Source organism: Cupriavidus sp. FW305-26, from assembly GCF_058787975.1.
In genome coordinates this window covers 54008-67911 of the sequence record NZ_JBYTAH010000008.1, presented here as the reverse complement: position 1 = coordinate 67911, position 13904 = coordinate 54008, and the positions used below count along the sequence as shown (strand labels likewise).

The window sequence follows — 13904 nt, the reverse complement described above, 5'->3', positions numbered from 1 at the left end:
CGTCATACCCGCCACTTTTCTTGCGCCGAGCATGCGGATTTTTCCTAAAGTATGAGCATGCCCCGGCACATGCCGCGGGCCGCCCGTCGACACCGCGAGGAGGGATCATGCCGCAGGAGAACGAAGACAAGGTCGCGCACCTGCTGGACGAACTGGCCAGCTTCGCGCGCGAGCGGCTGCCGGCGGCGATGTTCGCCGTGGTCGAGCCCTTCCTGCTGCACTACTACGACCAGGCCGACGCCGAGGACTTGCTCCAGCGCGACGTCGACGATCTCTACGGCGCCGTGATGGCGCACTGGCAGACCGCACAGAAATTCACCCCCGGCAATGCGCGCATCCGCGTCTACAATCCCAACCTGGAAGAGCACGGCTGGCACTCGGACCACACCGTGGTCGAGATCGTCAATGACGACATGCCCTTCCTGGTCGACTCGGTGACGATGGAGATCAACCGGCAGGGACTGGCGCTGCACTCGGCCATCCATCCCGTGTTCCGGGTCTGGCGCGACGCGCGCGGCGGCATCGAGCGGATCGCCCCGGGCGGCGCCGGCGAGGCCGGGGACAGCTCGCGCCTGGAATCCTTTATCCATTTCGAGATCGACCGCAGCGGCGAGGCCGCGCGGCTGGAGGCGCTGCGCAGCGGCATTGCGCAGGTGCTGGTCGACGTGCGCGCGGCGGTGGAAGACTGGTCGAAGATGTGCGGCATCACCCAGGCCACCATCGCCGCCATGGCGCAGGCGCCCGACGCGGCCGCGCCGGAGAGCGTCGAGGCGCGCGCCTTCCTGGACTGGATGATGGATGACCACTTCTCCTTCCTCGGCCAGCGTGACTACCAGCTGGTGTCGCAGGACGGCCGCTACTTCCTGCGCGGCGTGCCGGGCTCGGGCGCGGGCATCCTGCGCGAAAGCCTGCGCGAGCCTGATGCCGAAGACCTCACGCTGCTGCCCGCCGCGGCCACCGCGATCATCGAAGGGGCCTCGCCGATCTTCCTGACCAAGGCCAATTCGCGCGCCACCGTGCACCGGCCGGGCTATCTCGACTATGTCGGCGTCAAGCTGCTCGATGAAAAGGGGCAGCTGTTCGGCGAGCGGCGCTTTGTCGGCCTGTACACCTCGACTGCCTATACGGCGCCGATTGCGGAAATTCCGCTGGTGCGGCTCAAGTGCGCCAATATCCTGGCGCGCGCGGGCTTCCTGGCCAAGGGGCACCTGTACAAGTCGCTGGTGACCATCCTTGAGCAATATCCGCGCGATGAACTGTTCCAGGCCACCGAGGATGAACTGTTCGACATCACCACCGGCATCCTGCGGCTGCAGGAACACCAGCGCACCCGGCTCTTTGTACGGCGCGACCGCTTCGACCGCTTTGTCTCGTGCCTGGTGTTCGTGCCGCGCGACAAGTACAACACCGACCTGCGCCAGAAGATCCAGAGGCTGCTGACCGCGGCCTTCCACGGCACCAGCTGCGAGTTCACGCCGCTGCTGTCCGAGTCGCCGCTGGCGCGCATCCAGCTGACCGTGCGCGGCGAGCCCGGCACCATGCCGCATGTTGATACGCGTGAGCTGGAGGCGCGCATCGTGCACGCCAGCCGCCGCTGGCAGGACGATCTCGCCGAAGCCCTGCATGAAAGCCACGGCGAAGAGCAAGGCAACCGGCTGCTGCAGCGCTACGGCGGCTCGTTCCCCGCCGGCTACCGTGAGGACTACCCGGCCCGCACCGCGGTGCGCGATATCGAGCTGATGGAGCACGCGCTGCGCGGCAACGGCATGGCGATGAACCTGTACCGGCCGATCGAGGCCGCGCCGGGGGTGTTCCGCTTCAAGGTGTACCGTGCCGGCGAGCCGATCGCGCTGTCGCACAGCCTGCCCATGCTGGAACACCTGGGCGTGCGCGTGGATGAAGAGCGCCCCTACCTGATCGAACCCGACAGCGGCGCGCCGGTATGGGTGCACGACTTCGGGCTGGAGATTGCCGACAGCGGCGGCGCGGCGGAATTCGACATCGCGCGCGTCAAGGCCTTGTTCGAGGATGCGTTCGCGCGCGCCTGGCACGGCGAGATCGAGAACGACGACTTCAACCGCCTGGTGCTGCGCGCCGAGCTGGCCGCACGCGACGTCACCATCCTGCGCGCCTATGCCCGCTACCTGCGCCAGGTAGGCTCGACCTTCAGCGACGCCTATATCGAGCGCGCGCTGACCGGCAACGCGGCCATTGCCGCCATGCTGGTCGGCCTGTTCGTGGCGCGCTTCGACACCTTCAGCGAGGTCGCCACCGACACCGCCCGCCAGGCGCGCTGCGACAAGCTGCTGGCCGATATCGGCGCGGCGCTGGACAAGGTGCCCAACCTGGACGAGGACCGCATCCTGCGGCTTTTCCTGGGCGTGATCAACGCCACCGTGCGCACCAACTATTTCCACCGCGGCGAGGAAGGCCAGCCGCGCCCATATGTGTCGTTCAAGTTCAATCCCGCGCTGGTCCCCGGCCTGCCCGAGCCGCGCCCGATGTTCGAGATCTGGGTCTACTCGCCGCGCGTTGAGGGCGTGCACCTGCGCGGCGGGCGCGTGGCCCGCGGCGGACTGCGCTGGTCAGACCGGCGCGAGGACTTCCGCACTGAAGTGCTGGGCCTGATGAAGGCGCAGATGGTCAAGAACACGGTGATCGTGCCGGTGGGCTCCAAGGGCGGCTTCGTGGTCAAGCGCCCGCCCCCGCCCACCGACCGCGATGCGTTCCTGCAGGAGGGCATCGCCTGCTACCAGACCTTCCTGCGCGGGCTGCTGGACCTCACCGACAACCTCGTCGGCGGCCAGCTGGTGCCGCCACCCGAGGTGGTGCGCCACGACGACAACGACCCCTACCTGGTGGTCGCCGCCGACAAGGGCACCGCGACGTTCTCCGACTTCGCCAACGCGATCTCGGCCGAATACGGCTTCTGGCTGGGCGATGCCTTTGCGTCCGGGGGCTCGGTCGGCTATGACCACAAGAAGATGGGCATTACCGCGCGCGGTGCGTGGGAATCGGTCAAGCGGCATTTCCGCGAGATGGGTGTCGATATCCAGACCACGGACTTCACCGTGGCCGGCATCGGCGACATGTCGGGCGATGTGTTCGGCAACGGCATGCTGCTGTCGCCGCATATCCGGCTGGTGGCGGCTTTCGACCACCGGCATATCTTCCTCGATCCCGACCCGGACACGACAAGGAGCCTGCAGGAACGCACGCGGCTGTTCGGCCTGCCCCGCTCAAGCTGGGCCGACTACGACGCCACGCTGATTTCCGCCGGCGGCGGCATCTATCCGCGCAGCGCCAAGACCATCGCGCTGTCGCCGCAGGTGCAGGCGGTGCTGGGAGTCACGGCAGCCACGCTGTCGCCGGCCGAGCTGATCCACGCCATCCTGATGGCGCCGGTCGACCTGCTCTACAACGGCGGCATCGGCACTTACGTCAAGTCCAGCCAGGAAACCCACCTGCAGGCCGGCGACCGCACCAACGACGCGGTGCGTGTCAACGGCAATGACCTGCGCTGCAAGGTGGTCGGCGAAGGCGGCAACCTCGGCTTCACCCAGCTGGGCCGCATCGAGTTCGCGCGCAAGGGCGGGCGCATCAACACCGACGCCATCGACAACTCGGCCGGGGTGGACTGCTCGGACCACGAGGTCAATATCAAGATCCTGCTCGGGCTGGTGGTTGCCGACGGCGAAATGACCGAGAAGCAGCGCAACAAGCTGCTGGCCGAGATGACCGACGAGGTCGGCCTGCTGGTGCTGCAGGACAACTACTACCAGACCCAGGCACTGTCCGTGGCCGGGCGCAGCAGCCCCGCGCTGCTCGACGGCGAGGCGCGCCTGGTGCGCTGGCTGGAGCGCGCCGGACGGCTCAACCGGCCGCTGGAGTTCCTGCCTTCGGAGGAAGAAATCGCCGAGCGCAAGCTGGCCGATGAAGGCCTGGCATCGCCCGAGCGTGCCGTGCTGCTTGCCTACAGCAAGATGTGGCTGTACGACGAACTGCTGGCCTCCGACGTGCCGGAAGACACGCTGGTCGCCGGACTGCTGTCGGACTATTTCCCGGTGCCGCTGCGCCAGCGTTACGCCGACGCGATGCAGCGCCACCCGCTGCGGCGCGAGATCCTGTCGACACACCTGACCAATATGCTGGTCAACCGTATCGGCGCCACCTTCGTGCACCGGATCATGGAAGAGACCGACGCACGCCCGGCCGATATCGTGCGCGCCTGCCTGATCGCACGCGATGTCTTCGGCCTGACCACCCTGTGGCAGGAGATCGATGCGCTGGACAACCGTGTGGCCGATGCCGAGCAGGCGCGCATGTTCGGGGCCGTGGCGCTGCTGCTGGAGCGCGCGTGCCTGTGGTTCATCCGCTATCTGCGCAGCGGCAGCAAGGCCGCCGAGGACCTGGCGCGCTTTGCCCAGGCCGCGCAATGGCTGGCCCCGCAACTGCCGCGGCTGCTGCCGCCGGCCGATGCGACGGCACTGTCAGAGCGCACCCGGGCCTTGACGGATGCAGGGGTCGACGAAGCGCTGGCTGTGCGCGTGGCCGGCAGCGAGATCTCCGCCGCCGCGCTCGATATCGCCGAAGTGGCCACGGCGTGCGAACGCAGCCTGGACCTGGTGGCGGGGGTTTATTTCGCGCTGGACAGCCACCTGAGCTTCAGCTGGCTGCGCGAGCGCGCGCTGGCGCTGCCATCGGACACGCACTGGGACCTGCTGGCACGCACCACCACGCTGGAAGACCTGGGGCGGCTCAAGCGCGCACTGACCGTCAGCGTGCTGTCACAGGAGGGTGAACTGGATACGCCCGACGCCATGATCGATGCCTGGCGCTCCAGCCGTCATGGCGCGCTGGAACGCTTTACGCGCATGCTGGCCGACCAGCGCGCCTCGGGGGCTGCGGGGCTGTCGATGCTGTCGGTCGCGGTGCGCGAGATCGGTATGCTGGAACGCGCATAGCGCTGGCCAGCCCGGGCTTATTCGTCTGCTTCCGCGCCCGTGTCGAGGTCCGCATCGTCGCCGATGCCGGCGCCTGCGCCACGCGGGCGCAGTTCCAGCCCGAGCAGGACCAGCAGGTCGAAGGCATCGGAAAGCAGGTGTTTCTGCCTGGGCAGCAGGCTGGCGTACGGCATGTCGTAGATCGACTGGTGCGCGGCACGCTCGCCCTTGAGGCCGCGGTCGCGCGCGATATCCGACAGCAGCGCGGCAAACCCTGAGAGGTCCTGCGCTGCCAGTGCTGAATTCAATACCTTGGCGATCACTTCCGGCGAAGCGTTCGCCCAGCCCATGCGTTCAGCATTGGAGGCAGAGTCTTGAGGAAGGTCGGCAAAGTCCATGATTGTGTATAACGGTCCCGCCTGAGCAAGCTTAAGGCGGCAACCATGTGAATTTGACCCCACATGCGTGGGGTGACATGGCTTGCCGCCCGACGATCCGGGCTAGCGCGGTACCGGCTTCGCCGCCACCTGGCGGTAGACCGTGCTGCCGTCGCGCGCGGTGCGTGCCTGGACGTGATTGCGTGCGCCGCATTGCGGGCAGCGGAACACGGGACCCTGCCCTTCATTGCGGATCTGCACCTCATTCGGCTCCCAGCGCGCACCGCAAGCCTGGTTCCCACAAACAAACATGAAATCTCCTTGAAACAGACGCCCGAGAGCCTGAGCCGGGCGCGATACGGGGCATGGCCGCACTGCCCGGTGGCGGCGCGGCCATGCCTGCTCAGCCGTCATTATCAGGCCAGTCGACCGGGCGCGGGCCCATTCGCCACATATTCGGCGGCTCACCCAATGCCGTGCTCTGGTACATCCAGGCGCCGCAGCCCGTGCAGCGCCAGCGGCTGTCGACCTTGCACCGGTTGCTCATGGCCGCAATGCCAGAGGCAGCCAGGTGCTCGTGTGGCGGCACGCTGGACGGTTCGCCCACCAGCTGATGACACAGGTCACAGGCGTGCATGGCATCTCCTGTCACGGCGATGATTGCGCGGCGGCGCCCTCAGCCATTGTGCTGCACCCATTGCCGCGCCCACGAAATCGCCGCGGCCCGCGCATCTTCGGGCGTGGCGTGCGTGGCCGGCGGCGCGCCGCCCTCCAGCACCACGGCGCCCGACTCCCAGATATCGCACAGGGCCTTGAACCGCCCCATGCCCAGCGCGTGGCAATACACGTGGATCACGAAGCCGCCGTACTCCACCACGTCAGTGGCAGTATCGGTCAGCGCCTGATCCGCGGTGGGATCGGACGGCACCAGCGGCACATCGGGCTGGCGCAGCACCCGCCGCTCCGCGGCCGTGCGCACCAGCATGGCGCAGGCACCGCCCATCGCCGCGCCCAGCACCACGCCCAAACCAAACCAGCAAGCCCTGCTCCCGCACCTCGCCATGGCATCCCCCGCAGCGACCCTGCCGGTCCTGGCACGACCATGCTGTGCGACCGGCATCGCTTTCAGGTTATACCAATCCAGGCCGACACCGCCTGCCACCAACTTCGACGCGGCAATGGCACAGCGCCGCAGGGTGTGGCGGCGCACGAAAATGAGAATCGTCGGGGATGACCGAAGCGCTGGCCAGAGCTATACTGTACATCCATACAGTATCCGGATACTGCCCATGCCCTTGTACCAGTCCGATTCCATCCTGCTCGAGGCCTACTACTTCGGCGACGACTGCGAATCCCTGCGCCTGCCTTGCGGCAGTGTCTGCGTGGACGCCGGCGCCATCCTCGTCGACGGCATCGAGCCACTCCAGTTGCAGGCCCTGCGCTGGACGCCGGATTTCCTGTCCTTCGACGCCCAGGGCACCCGTCACCGCTACCCGGTCAGCCGCCCCGCCCTCGTCGGCCCCGGCCAGGCACGCTTCGCACTGCTTTAAGCTACGGCTTCCGCATCGCCGATGCGCCACGCCGCTTGCCCACATGCCAGACCTCAGCCCGACCGCCAGCCAACTGATCCGCTCGCTCGACCTGCAGCCGCATCCGGAAGGCGGCTACTACCGCGAAACCTATCGCGGCGAAGAGCAGGTCGTCTGCCAGGACGGTCGCACACGCGCAGCCTGCACCGCGATCCACTACATGCTGTGCGGCAACGACTATTCCGCGTGGCATCGCATCCGGTCCGACGAACTCTGGCACTACCACGCAGGCTCCCCCGTGGACGTGCACCGGATCGTGGACGGCACCATCGTCACGCAGCGCCTGGGCGACCCGCTGCGGCATCCCGGCGCGGCCTTCCAGGCAATGGTGCCCGCCGGCCAATGGTTTGCCGCCGAACGCGTGGATATGGCCGATGGCGTGGACTTCGCCCTGGTCGGCTGCACCGTGGCACCAGCCTACCAGTTCAGCGAATTCGAACTGGCCGACGCAACGGCGCTTGCCGGCCTGGCAAGCGGACATGACGCGCTGTTGCGCAGGCTGACGCGCTAGTCTCCACCCAAGAAACAGCCCGCCGCGGTGGGGTGCGGGCGGGCTGGTGAGTACAGCGGGACCAGTCTAAGCCAGGGTGCCGGCGGGCCATGACGGGAGAACCTGGGTATCTCGCCGTCTTTGCTGGCAACGACCGAGCAGCGCGTATAGCCCAACAGGCACTCAGGATGCGGATTCATATCCTGCAGCACAGATAATCTTGGGCTCACCCATTATTTGCAGCTACAATTATTGCCAAGGATGTCAGCAACCAGTCCAAGCACGGTGTTTCGCTCGCGCTGGCAGCAAGGTTCCACTGGCCGAGCCTGTTGGCAGGGGTAGATGACAGGGCCGACTACAGAGAACTCCGCGAGATCGGCTTCGGCGTCATTGATGAGCGCCTCTATTGCGTGGTGTTCACCCAGGGCGGGAATGCAATGCATATCATCAGCCTGCGCAAGGCCAACAAACGCGAGGCAAGGAACTATGTCGACCAAGCCTAAGATCGTCGTGCCGACCGACGAAGAGGACGCGGCCATCAACCGCGGCATCGCTGCGGATCCGGACACGTACGAGGTCTCGGCGAAAGAGATGCAGGCCATGAAGCCGCTCGGCAAACGCGGCCGCGGTCGACCCAGGCTCGCCAGCACCAAGGAACTGGTGAGCATTCGCTATGACGCGGACATACTGGATGCATTCCGCGCCAGCGGGGAAGGTTGGCAGACGCTGATGAACGCAACGCTGAACGTTGCGCTTCAACAGGCCATGGACATTACCTACGTTGGGGGCCCACTGCATGGAACCACGGTCCGTGACAACCCCAACACCTTGTCATCCGTTCTCACCTATCGCCCGGTAACAGCCTTCGCGAACGACCCTGCGCGTCAGGCAACGTATCGTCGAGTAACCCTCGAACGTACCATTGGAAACAACGTCGAACGCCGCGAGTTCTTTGTGAGTGACAGTCTCACCGACAGCGAAGCCGATTCCCTGGTCCAGCGAGAAGACCTTTGGCCTATGTCAGAGCCACACCATGCCTGAGTATTGGATGCGGTCCAATAGGGCAGCTTGGCGGGCTAGCCGGAGTCAGCCAGCACCGGCCGCGTCAACCAAGCTGCTGATGCAATCGGCGACCTGCCCTTCCCAGGCGTCCGAGTGCTTGCGTGCGTTGCGCATATATGGCGCAAGCTCCACAGGAAAAGTAAGGACGACAGCAGCGATCGCTATCGTTGCAACAGGTTAGGTAGAAAGCGGGCCTGCTTTTCGCAGTAACAGCCAGCGCCGCGCATGGCGGGCCGAAAGGTCATGCACTTATCCACGCTTGCATTCGACCTTCTCTTCATATTCACCGTCGTCCTTCCATTCGCGCTCGATCAGGCAAGGGCCGTCGCGGTACTTCTGCTTCCGCTCATAGCCACGCGGACCGCCCTTGCATTTGCGCTCTTCCTTGTATTCGCCATCGCGCTTCTGTTCGCGTTCGATTTCACAAGGGCCGCTACGGAATTTCTCTTTGTACTCACCGCCACGATATGCGCTCGGGTAGCCGCGGTCATCGGCGCGTGCGGCAGCCGCGGCCGTCAGCCAGAGGAGCGCAAGGGTAGCCACACAGAGCTTTCGGAACATAAGTGGGGAATCGGTCGGGAGGATGGCAGAGCATAGCAACGGGCATCGGCGACGGCTGTATCAAAGCGTTACCGCACCGGCCGGCCATTTCCACGCAGAAAATAAAAAACCCGCTTGGCTATTCACCAAGCGGGTTTTGTCTGGTCGGGGCGAGAGGATTTGAACCTCCGACCACCTGCACCCCATGCAGGTACGCTACCAGGCTGCGCTACGCCCCGAAGCAAAAGATTATAACAGAAGCATTTCCCGTATGACTAGCTCCCGACGTCGAAATTATCCGTGCTTCGCGATCTCCCGCAGTTGCGCGAGCAGGTGCTGCACTTCGACCAGTTCATTGCGCAGGCCGCCGATGTCGACCGACAATGCCGCCGCATTTTCTTCACCAACTTCTGCGGCCTCAGGCGCTGCCGCTGCCCCACTGTGATGACGGCCTTCATCGAGGCGATTGCGCGCGCCGTTGATGGTGAAGCCCTGTTCGTAGAGCAGTTCGCGGATGCGGCGGATCAGCAGGACTTCATGGTGCTGGTAGTAGCGGCGATTGCCGCGGCGCTTGACGGGCTTGAGTTGCGTGAACTCCTGTTCCCAATAGCGCAGGACGTGCGGCTTGACGGCGCAAAGCTCGCTCACCTCACCGATGGTGAAGTAGCGCTTGGCCGGAATCGGCGGCAACGCGATGCGATCGCTGGATTTGTCCGACATGTGGTGTGTAGACGAGCGTCAGGCCATGCCGGCCATGCGGTTGGCGCGCACCAGGTGCGCGCCCAGAAGCATACCGATGCCGGCTTCGGGAAGCAATCCGCCGTTCGGGTGACGCGTCAGCCGACGATGCCGGCGCGTTCTTCCACCAGGCCCTTGAGTTTCTGGCTGGCGTGGAACGTGACCACGCGGCGCGCGGTGATTGGAATGACTTCGCCGGTCTTGGGATTGCGGCCGGGCCGCTGCGGCTTGTCGCGCAACTGGAAGTTGCCGAAGCCGGACAGCTTGACGCTGTCGCCCTGCTCCAGCGCTTCGCGGATGACGTCGAAGAAGGCCTCGACCATGTCCTTCGATTCGCGCTTGTTCAGGCCCACCTGGTCGAACAGCATCTCGGCGAGTTCGGCCTTGGTCAGCGTGGGAACTTCGGTCGCGCGCGCATCCGGCATAGCGTCGTCAAGGGAGGAAGCCTGCCGGTCGCTCATCTCACCCAGTGCTGCAGCGGTCATGGAATTCGCGTCTCGATCATTCATGTCGATCGCTCAAGTGTGTGTCTGGCGATCCGCCCGGGGCAAGCCCGGGCGCCCTTGTTTATCGTGTGTCCGTCGCGTACTTGTTGCGTACTGGCGATGGCTTAGCCGCGCAGCCGGGCCTGGAAGGCCTCTGTCAGCGCGTCGACCATGCAGCGCACTGCGCTGTCGACGGTTTCGTCCTGGAGGGTCGACCCAGTATCTTGCAAGGTCACCCGGAACGCAAGGCTTTTCTCGTCCGCGCCAATGGCAGCGGAAGCGCCCTTGGGACGGAACTCGTCGAACACCACCAGGCTCTGGCAGTAGCGGCCGTAGCCCTGCTTTTCCAGTGCCGCGCGCATGGCGTCGAGCAGGTCCTGCACGCGCACCGATTGCTTCACGACCACGGCCAGGTCGCGCACGGCGGCCGGGAACTTGGAGATCTCGGTGTACAACGGCAGGCCGGTGTCGCGCAGCGCGTCAAGCGCCAGTTCGAACACTACCGGGGCATGCGTCAGCTCGTATTCCTGCAGCCAGCGCGGATGCAACTCGCCGACCACGCCCACGGCCTTGCCGTCGAGCAGCACGCGCGCGGCGCGGCCCGGGTGCAGCGCCGGGTGCGACACCGGCTCGAAGCGCGGCACGCGCGGATGGAACAGTGCCTCGACATCGCCCTTAATGTCGAAGAAGTCGACGTTGCGCGCGGGGATGCCCCACTGCTCTTCGAACGCCGGGCCATAGGCAATGCCCGCGGCCATCATCGGCTGATCGTAGCCGGCCACCGTCAGGCCGCCATCCTTCACGCTGGCGTCGCGATGGAACACGCGGCCCACCTCGAACAGGCGCACGCGCGCAGCCTTGCGGTTCAGGTTGTAGCGCACCTTGTCGACCAGGCCGCCGATCAGCGTCGAGCGCATCACCGCCAGCTGGCTGGCGATCGGGTTCAGCAGGCGGATCGGGTTGTCGTTGGCGGCGAAGTCGCGCTCCCACTTCTCTTCGACGAAGGCGAAGTTGATGACTTCCTGGTAATCGCGCGCGGCCACGGCGTGGCGCACCACGTGGCTGGAGCGGCGGGCCTCGTTGGTCGGGCGCATCTCGCTCTCGGCGATCGGCGGACGTGCCGGAATGCGCTCGAAACCATAGATGCGGGCCACTTCCTCGATCAGGTCTTCCTCGATCTCGATATCGAAGCGGTAGCTCGGCGGCGTGACTTCAAACACCTCGCCCTCGGCGCCCTGGGTGCGTGTGAACGGCAGCTGCAGGCGCTGGAATACATCGGCGATGGCTGCAGACGACAGCTCGATGCCCAGCACGCGCTCGGCGCGCGCCACGCGCAGGCTGACCGGCTTGCGCTGCGGCAGGTTGACCACGTGGTCGTCCACCGGGCCGGCCTGGCCGCCGCAGATCTCGAGGATCAGCGCGGTGATGCGCTCGATATGCTCGACCGTGGTGGCGTAGTCCACGCCGCGCTCGAAGCGGTGTCCAGCATCGGTCGAGAAGTTGTAGCGGCGGCCACGGCCCTGGATCGCGGCGGGCCACCAGAATGCGGCCTCGAGATAGATGTCCGTGGTGTCCAGCGTCACGGCGGTGCTGTCGCCGCCCATGATACCGGCCAGGCTTTCGATCTCCTTGTCATCGGCGATCACGCCGACCTGCTCGTCGACCTCGATGGTATTGCCGTTGAGCAGCTTGATCTGCTCGCCCTTGCGGCCCCAGCGCACGTCGAGGCCGCCGTGGATCTTGCTCAGATCGAACACGTGCGACGGACGGCCCAGTTCCAGCATCACGTAGTTCGAGATATCGACCAGCGCGGAAACACTGCGCTGGCCCGAGCGCTCCAGGCGCTGCACCATCCATGCCGGCGTGGCCGCGCGCGCATTCACGCCGCGGATCACGCGACCGGAGAAGCGGCCGCACAGGTCCGGCGCCGATACCTTGACCGGCAGCTTGTCCTGGATCGTCACCGGCACCGGCTTCATCTCCGGCAGGTTCAGCGCGGCACCGGTCAGCGCCGACACTTCGCGCGCCACGCCGTGGATCGACAGGCAGTCGGCCTTGTTCGGCGTCAGCTTGATGACAAAGACCTGGTCGTCCAGGTCGAGGTACTGGCGGATATCCTGGCCGACCGGCGCGTCTTCCGGCAGCACCATCAGGCCACCGTGGTCCTCCGACAGCTTGAGTTCGCGCGCCGAGCACAGCATGCCGTAGCTGTCCACGCCGCGCAGCTTGCCGATCTTGATCTCGAACGGCTTGCCGCCATCCTCGGACGGCGGCAGCACGGCGCCGACCAGTGCGCACGGCACCAGAATGCCGGGCTTGACGTTGGGCGCGCCGCAGACGATCTGCAGGGTCTCGCCGGTGCCGGCATCGACCTGGCACACGTTGAGGCGGTCGGCATTGGGATGGCGCTCGGTCGACAGCACGCGCGCGACCACCACCTTGTCGAACGGCGGCGCGACCGAGCCCACTTCTTCCACTTCCAGGCCGGCCATGGTCAGCGTGTGCGACAGCGCGTCGGTGGAGATCTTTTCAGGGTTGGCGAAGGTGCGAAGCCAGGATTCCGAGAATTGCATGGCGCTTCTGATCCGGTAAGTATTCTGTGTGGTCGTTGACGAGGGGACGGCGGCGCGTCAGGCGAACTGGCGCAGGAAGCGCACGTCGCCCTCGAAGAACAGGCGCAGGTCGTTGATGCCATAGCGCAGCATGGTCAGGCGCTCCAGGCCGGAGCCGAACGCGAAACCGATATAGCGCTCGGGATCGAGGCCCATGTTGCGCAGCACGTTCGGATGCACCTGGCCCGAACCGGAGATCTCCAGCCACTTGCCATTGCCGAAGGCCATGTCGATCTCCGCCGACGGCTCGGTGAACGGGAAGTACGACGGGCGGAAGCGCACCTGGATGTCATCGCGCTCGAAGAACTTGCGCAGGAAGTCTGTGTACACGCCCTTCAGGTCGGCAAAGCTGACGTCCTCGCCGATCCACAGGCCTTCAACCTGGTTGAACATCGGCGAGTGCGTGGCGTCGCTGTCGACACGGTATGTACGGCCCGGGCAGATCACCTTGATCGGCGGCATCGCCTTGCCGGCGTACTTCTCGACATGCATCTTGGCGTAGCGGACCTGCATCGGACTGGTATGCGTGCGCAGCAGCAACAGCTTGTCTTCGCTGTCGCGGCCATCCACGTAGAACGTGTCCTGCATCGAACGCGCCGGATGGTTGTCCGGATTGTTCAGCGCGGTGAAGTTCATCCAGTCGGTCTCGATCTCGGGGCCGTCGGCCACATCGAAACCGATCGAGCCGAAGATCTGCTCGACGCGCTCCCACGTGCGCATCACCGGGTGCAGGCTGCCGCGGCTGACCGCACGGCCAGGCAGCGTGACGTCGATGGCCTCGGCGGCCAGGCGCGCGTTCATCAGCGCATCGGCCAGCGCCTGGCGGCGTGCCTGCAGTGCGGCTTCAACCTGCTGCTTGATCTGGTTGATGCGGGCGCCTTCCGTCTTGCGGGTTTCCGGGTCGAGCTTGCCGAGGCCCTTGAGCAGTTCGGTCAGCGCGCCGGTCTTGCCCAGGAAGCGGGCCTTTTCGTTTTCCAGCGTGGCGTTGTCGTTGGCAGCAGCGAAGGCGGCCTGGGCATCGGCGACAATTTGATCCAGATCCTGAGACATGGCGGCGGTCGTGGGATT

The 13904-nt window shown here is 65.8% G+C and carries 13 protein-coding genes, 1 tRNA gene and 1 pseudogene; 5 read left to right on the top strand and 10 right to left on the bottom strand.

Going from position 1 to position 13904, the window contains the following annotated elements; genetic code table 11:
• The first annotated feature begins 107 nt into the window (after positions 1-107).
• On the top strand, positions 108-4964 hold the full coding sequence (locus AC3WQZ_RS07340) for an NAD-glutamate dehydrogenase (RefSeq protein ID WP_010813088.1): 4857 nt from the start codon (positions 108-110) through the stop codon (positions 4962-4964).
• 17 nt (positions 4965-4981) lie between these two features.
• On the opposite strand, the gene AC3WQZ_RS07335 is transcribed toward AC3WQZ_RS07340, so the two are convergent.
• The 4 genes from AC3WQZ_RS07335 to AC3WQZ_RS07320 form a co-directional block, all read right to left on the bottom strand.
• On the bottom strand, positions 4982-5341 hold the full coding sequence (locus tag AC3WQZ_RS07335; protein WP_010813089.1) for a hypothetical protein: 360 nt from the start codon (positions 5339-5341) through the stop codon (positions 4982-4984).
• A 102-nt stretch (positions 5342-5443) separates the two neighbouring features.
• Complete coding sequence (locus tag AC3WQZ_RS07330) at positions 5444-5632, bottom strand: hypothetical protein (protein WP_010813090.1); 189 nt, start codon at positions 5630-5632, stop codon at positions 5444-5446.
• A gap of 91 nt (positions 5633-5723) precedes the next feature.
• On the bottom strand, positions 5724-5957 hold the full coding sequence (locus tag AC3WQZ_RS07325; RefSeq protein WP_058696853.1) for a hypothetical protein: 234 nt from the start codon (positions 5955-5957) through the stop codon (positions 5724-5726).
• Positions 5958-5996: 39 nt separating this feature from the next.
• Entirely contained in the window at positions 5997-6305 is a 309-nt protein-coding gene (locus AC3WQZ_RS07320) for a DUF6566 family protein (protein WP_234788122.1), read from the bottom strand.
• Positions 6306-6609: 304 nt separating this feature from the next.
• Here AC3WQZ_RS07320 and AC3WQZ_RS07315 point away from each other — a divergent pair, with 304 nt between their 5' ends.
• The 4 genes and pseudogenes from AC3WQZ_RS07315 to AC3WQZ_RS07300 form a co-directional block, all read left to right on the top strand.
• On the top strand, positions 6610-6870 hold the full coding sequence (locus AC3WQZ_RS07315; protein WP_010813093.1) for a hypothetical protein: 261 nt from the start codon (positions 6610-6612) through the stop codon (positions 6868-6870).
• Positions 6871-6913: 43 nt separating this feature from the next.
• Positions 6914-7420, top strand: coding sequence for a cupin domain-containing protein (locus tag AC3WQZ_RS07310; RefSeq protein ID WP_492300262.1), 507 nt, complete (start codon positions 6914-6916; stop codon positions 7418-7420).
• A 227-nt stretch (positions 7421-7647) separates the two neighbouring features.
• Positions 7648-7902: a BrnT family toxin gene (locus AC3WQZ_RS07305; protein ID WP_063834059.1), complete on the top strand. Its 255-nt coding sequence runs from the start codon at positions 7648-7650 to the stop codon at positions 7900-7902.
• Positions 7886-8161 (top strand): annotated as a pseudogene (locus tag AC3WQZ_RS07300) (BrnA antitoxin family protein); the annotation flags it as partial. The gene AC3WQZ_RS07305 and the pseudogene AC3WQZ_RS07300, both read left to right, overlap by 17 nt.
• 549 nt (positions 8162-8710) lie before the next feature.
• Here AC3WQZ_RS07300 and AC3WQZ_RS07295 read toward each other — a convergent pair.
• From AC3WQZ_RS07295 to pheS, 6 genes are all read right to left on the bottom strand, one after another.
• Positions 8711-9022 carry a hypothetical protein gene (locus AC3WQZ_RS07295; protein ID WP_011615009.1) on the bottom strand — a complete coding sequence of 104 codons (312 nt, stop codon included), beginning with the start codon at positions 9020-9022 and terminating at the stop codon, positions 8711-8713.
• Positions 9023-9163: 141 nt separating this feature from the next.
• Positions 9164-9240 (bottom strand) — tRNA-Pro (locus AC3WQZ_RS07290).
• A 55-nt stretch (positions 9241-9295) separates the two neighbouring features.
• Positions 9296-9721 carry a MerR family transcriptional regulator gene (locus AC3WQZ_RS07285; RefSeq protein ID WP_010813098.1) on the bottom strand — a complete coding sequence of 142 codons (426 nt, stop codon included), beginning with the start codon at positions 9719-9721 and terminating at the stop codon, positions 9296-9298.
• A gap of 116 nt (positions 9722-9837) precedes the next feature.
• Positions 9838-10248, bottom strand: coding sequence for an integration host factor subunit alpha (locus AC3WQZ_RS07280; RefSeq protein WP_037024300.1), 411 nt, complete (start codon positions 10246-10248; stop codon positions 9838-9840).
• A 101-nt stretch (positions 10249-10349) separates the two neighbouring features.
• A complete protein-coding gene (gene pheT, locus AC3WQZ_RS07275; protein ID WP_492298236.1) occupies positions 10350-12797 on the bottom strand; it encodes a phenylalanine--tRNA ligase subunit beta in 2448 nt (815 codons plus the stop codon).
• A gap of 57 nt (positions 12798-12854) precedes the next feature.
• Positions 12855-13886: a phenylalanine--tRNA ligase subunit alpha gene (gene pheS, locus AC3WQZ_RS07270; protein WP_010813101.1), complete on the bottom strand. Its 1032-nt coding sequence runs from the start codon at positions 13884-13886 to the stop codon at positions 12855-12857.
• Positions 13887-13904 lie beyond the last annotated feature (18 nt).

What these genes read in the sequence shown, in the direction of transcription:
- AC3WQZ_RS07340 (WP_010813088.1), top strand. Translation starts at nt 108, where the DNA reads ATGCCGCAGGAGAACGAAGACAAGGTCGCGCACCTGCTGGACGAACTG.
- AC3WQZ_RS07335 (WP_010813089.1), bottom strand. Translation starts at nt 5,341, where the DNA reads ATGGACTTTGCCGACCTTCCTCAAGACTCTGCCTCCAATGCTGAACGC.
- AC3WQZ_RS07330 (WP_010813090.1), bottom strand. Translation starts at nt 5,632, where the DNA reads ATGTTTGTTTGTGGGAACCAGGCTTGCGGTGCGCGCTGGGAGCCGAAT.
- AC3WQZ_RS07325 (WP_058696853.1), bottom strand. Translation starts at nt 5,957, where the DNA reads ATGCACGCCTGTGACCTGTGTCATCAGCTGGTGGGCGAACCGTCCAGC.
- AC3WQZ_RS07320 (WP_234788122.1), bottom strand. Translation starts at nt 6,305, where the DNA reads ATGCTGGTGCGCACGGCCGCGGAGCGGCGGGTGCTGCGCCAGCCCGAT.
- AC3WQZ_RS07315 (WP_010813093.1), top strand. Translation starts at nt 6,610, where the DNA reads ATGCCCTTGTACCAGTCCGATTCCATCCTGCTCGAGGCCTACTACTTC.
- AC3WQZ_RS07310 (WP_492300262.1), top strand. Translation starts at nt 6,914, where the DNA reads ATGCCAGACCTCAGCCCGACCGCCAGCCAACTGATCCGCTCGCTCGAC.
- AC3WQZ_RS07295 (WP_011615009.1), bottom strand. Translation starts at nt 9,022, where the DNA reads ATGTTCCGAAAGCTCTGTGTGGCTACCCTTGCGCTCCTCTGGCTGACG.
- AC3WQZ_RS07285 (WP_010813098.1), bottom strand. Translation starts at nt 9,721, where the DNA reads ATGTCGGACAAATCCAGCGATCGCATCGCGTTGCCGCCGATTCCGGCC.
- AC3WQZ_RS07280 (WP_037024300.1), bottom strand. Translation starts at nt 10,248, where the DNA reads ATGAATGATCGAGACGCGAATTCCATGACCGCTGCAGCACTGGGTGAG.
- pheT (WP_492298236.1), bottom strand. Translation starts at nt 12,797, where the DNA reads ATGCAATTCTCGGAATCCTGGCTTCGCACCTTCGCCAACCCTGAAAAG.
- pheS (WP_010813101.1), bottom strand. Translation starts at nt 13,886, where the DNA reads ATGTCTCAGGATCTGGATCAAATTGTCGCCGATGCCCAGGCCGCCTTC.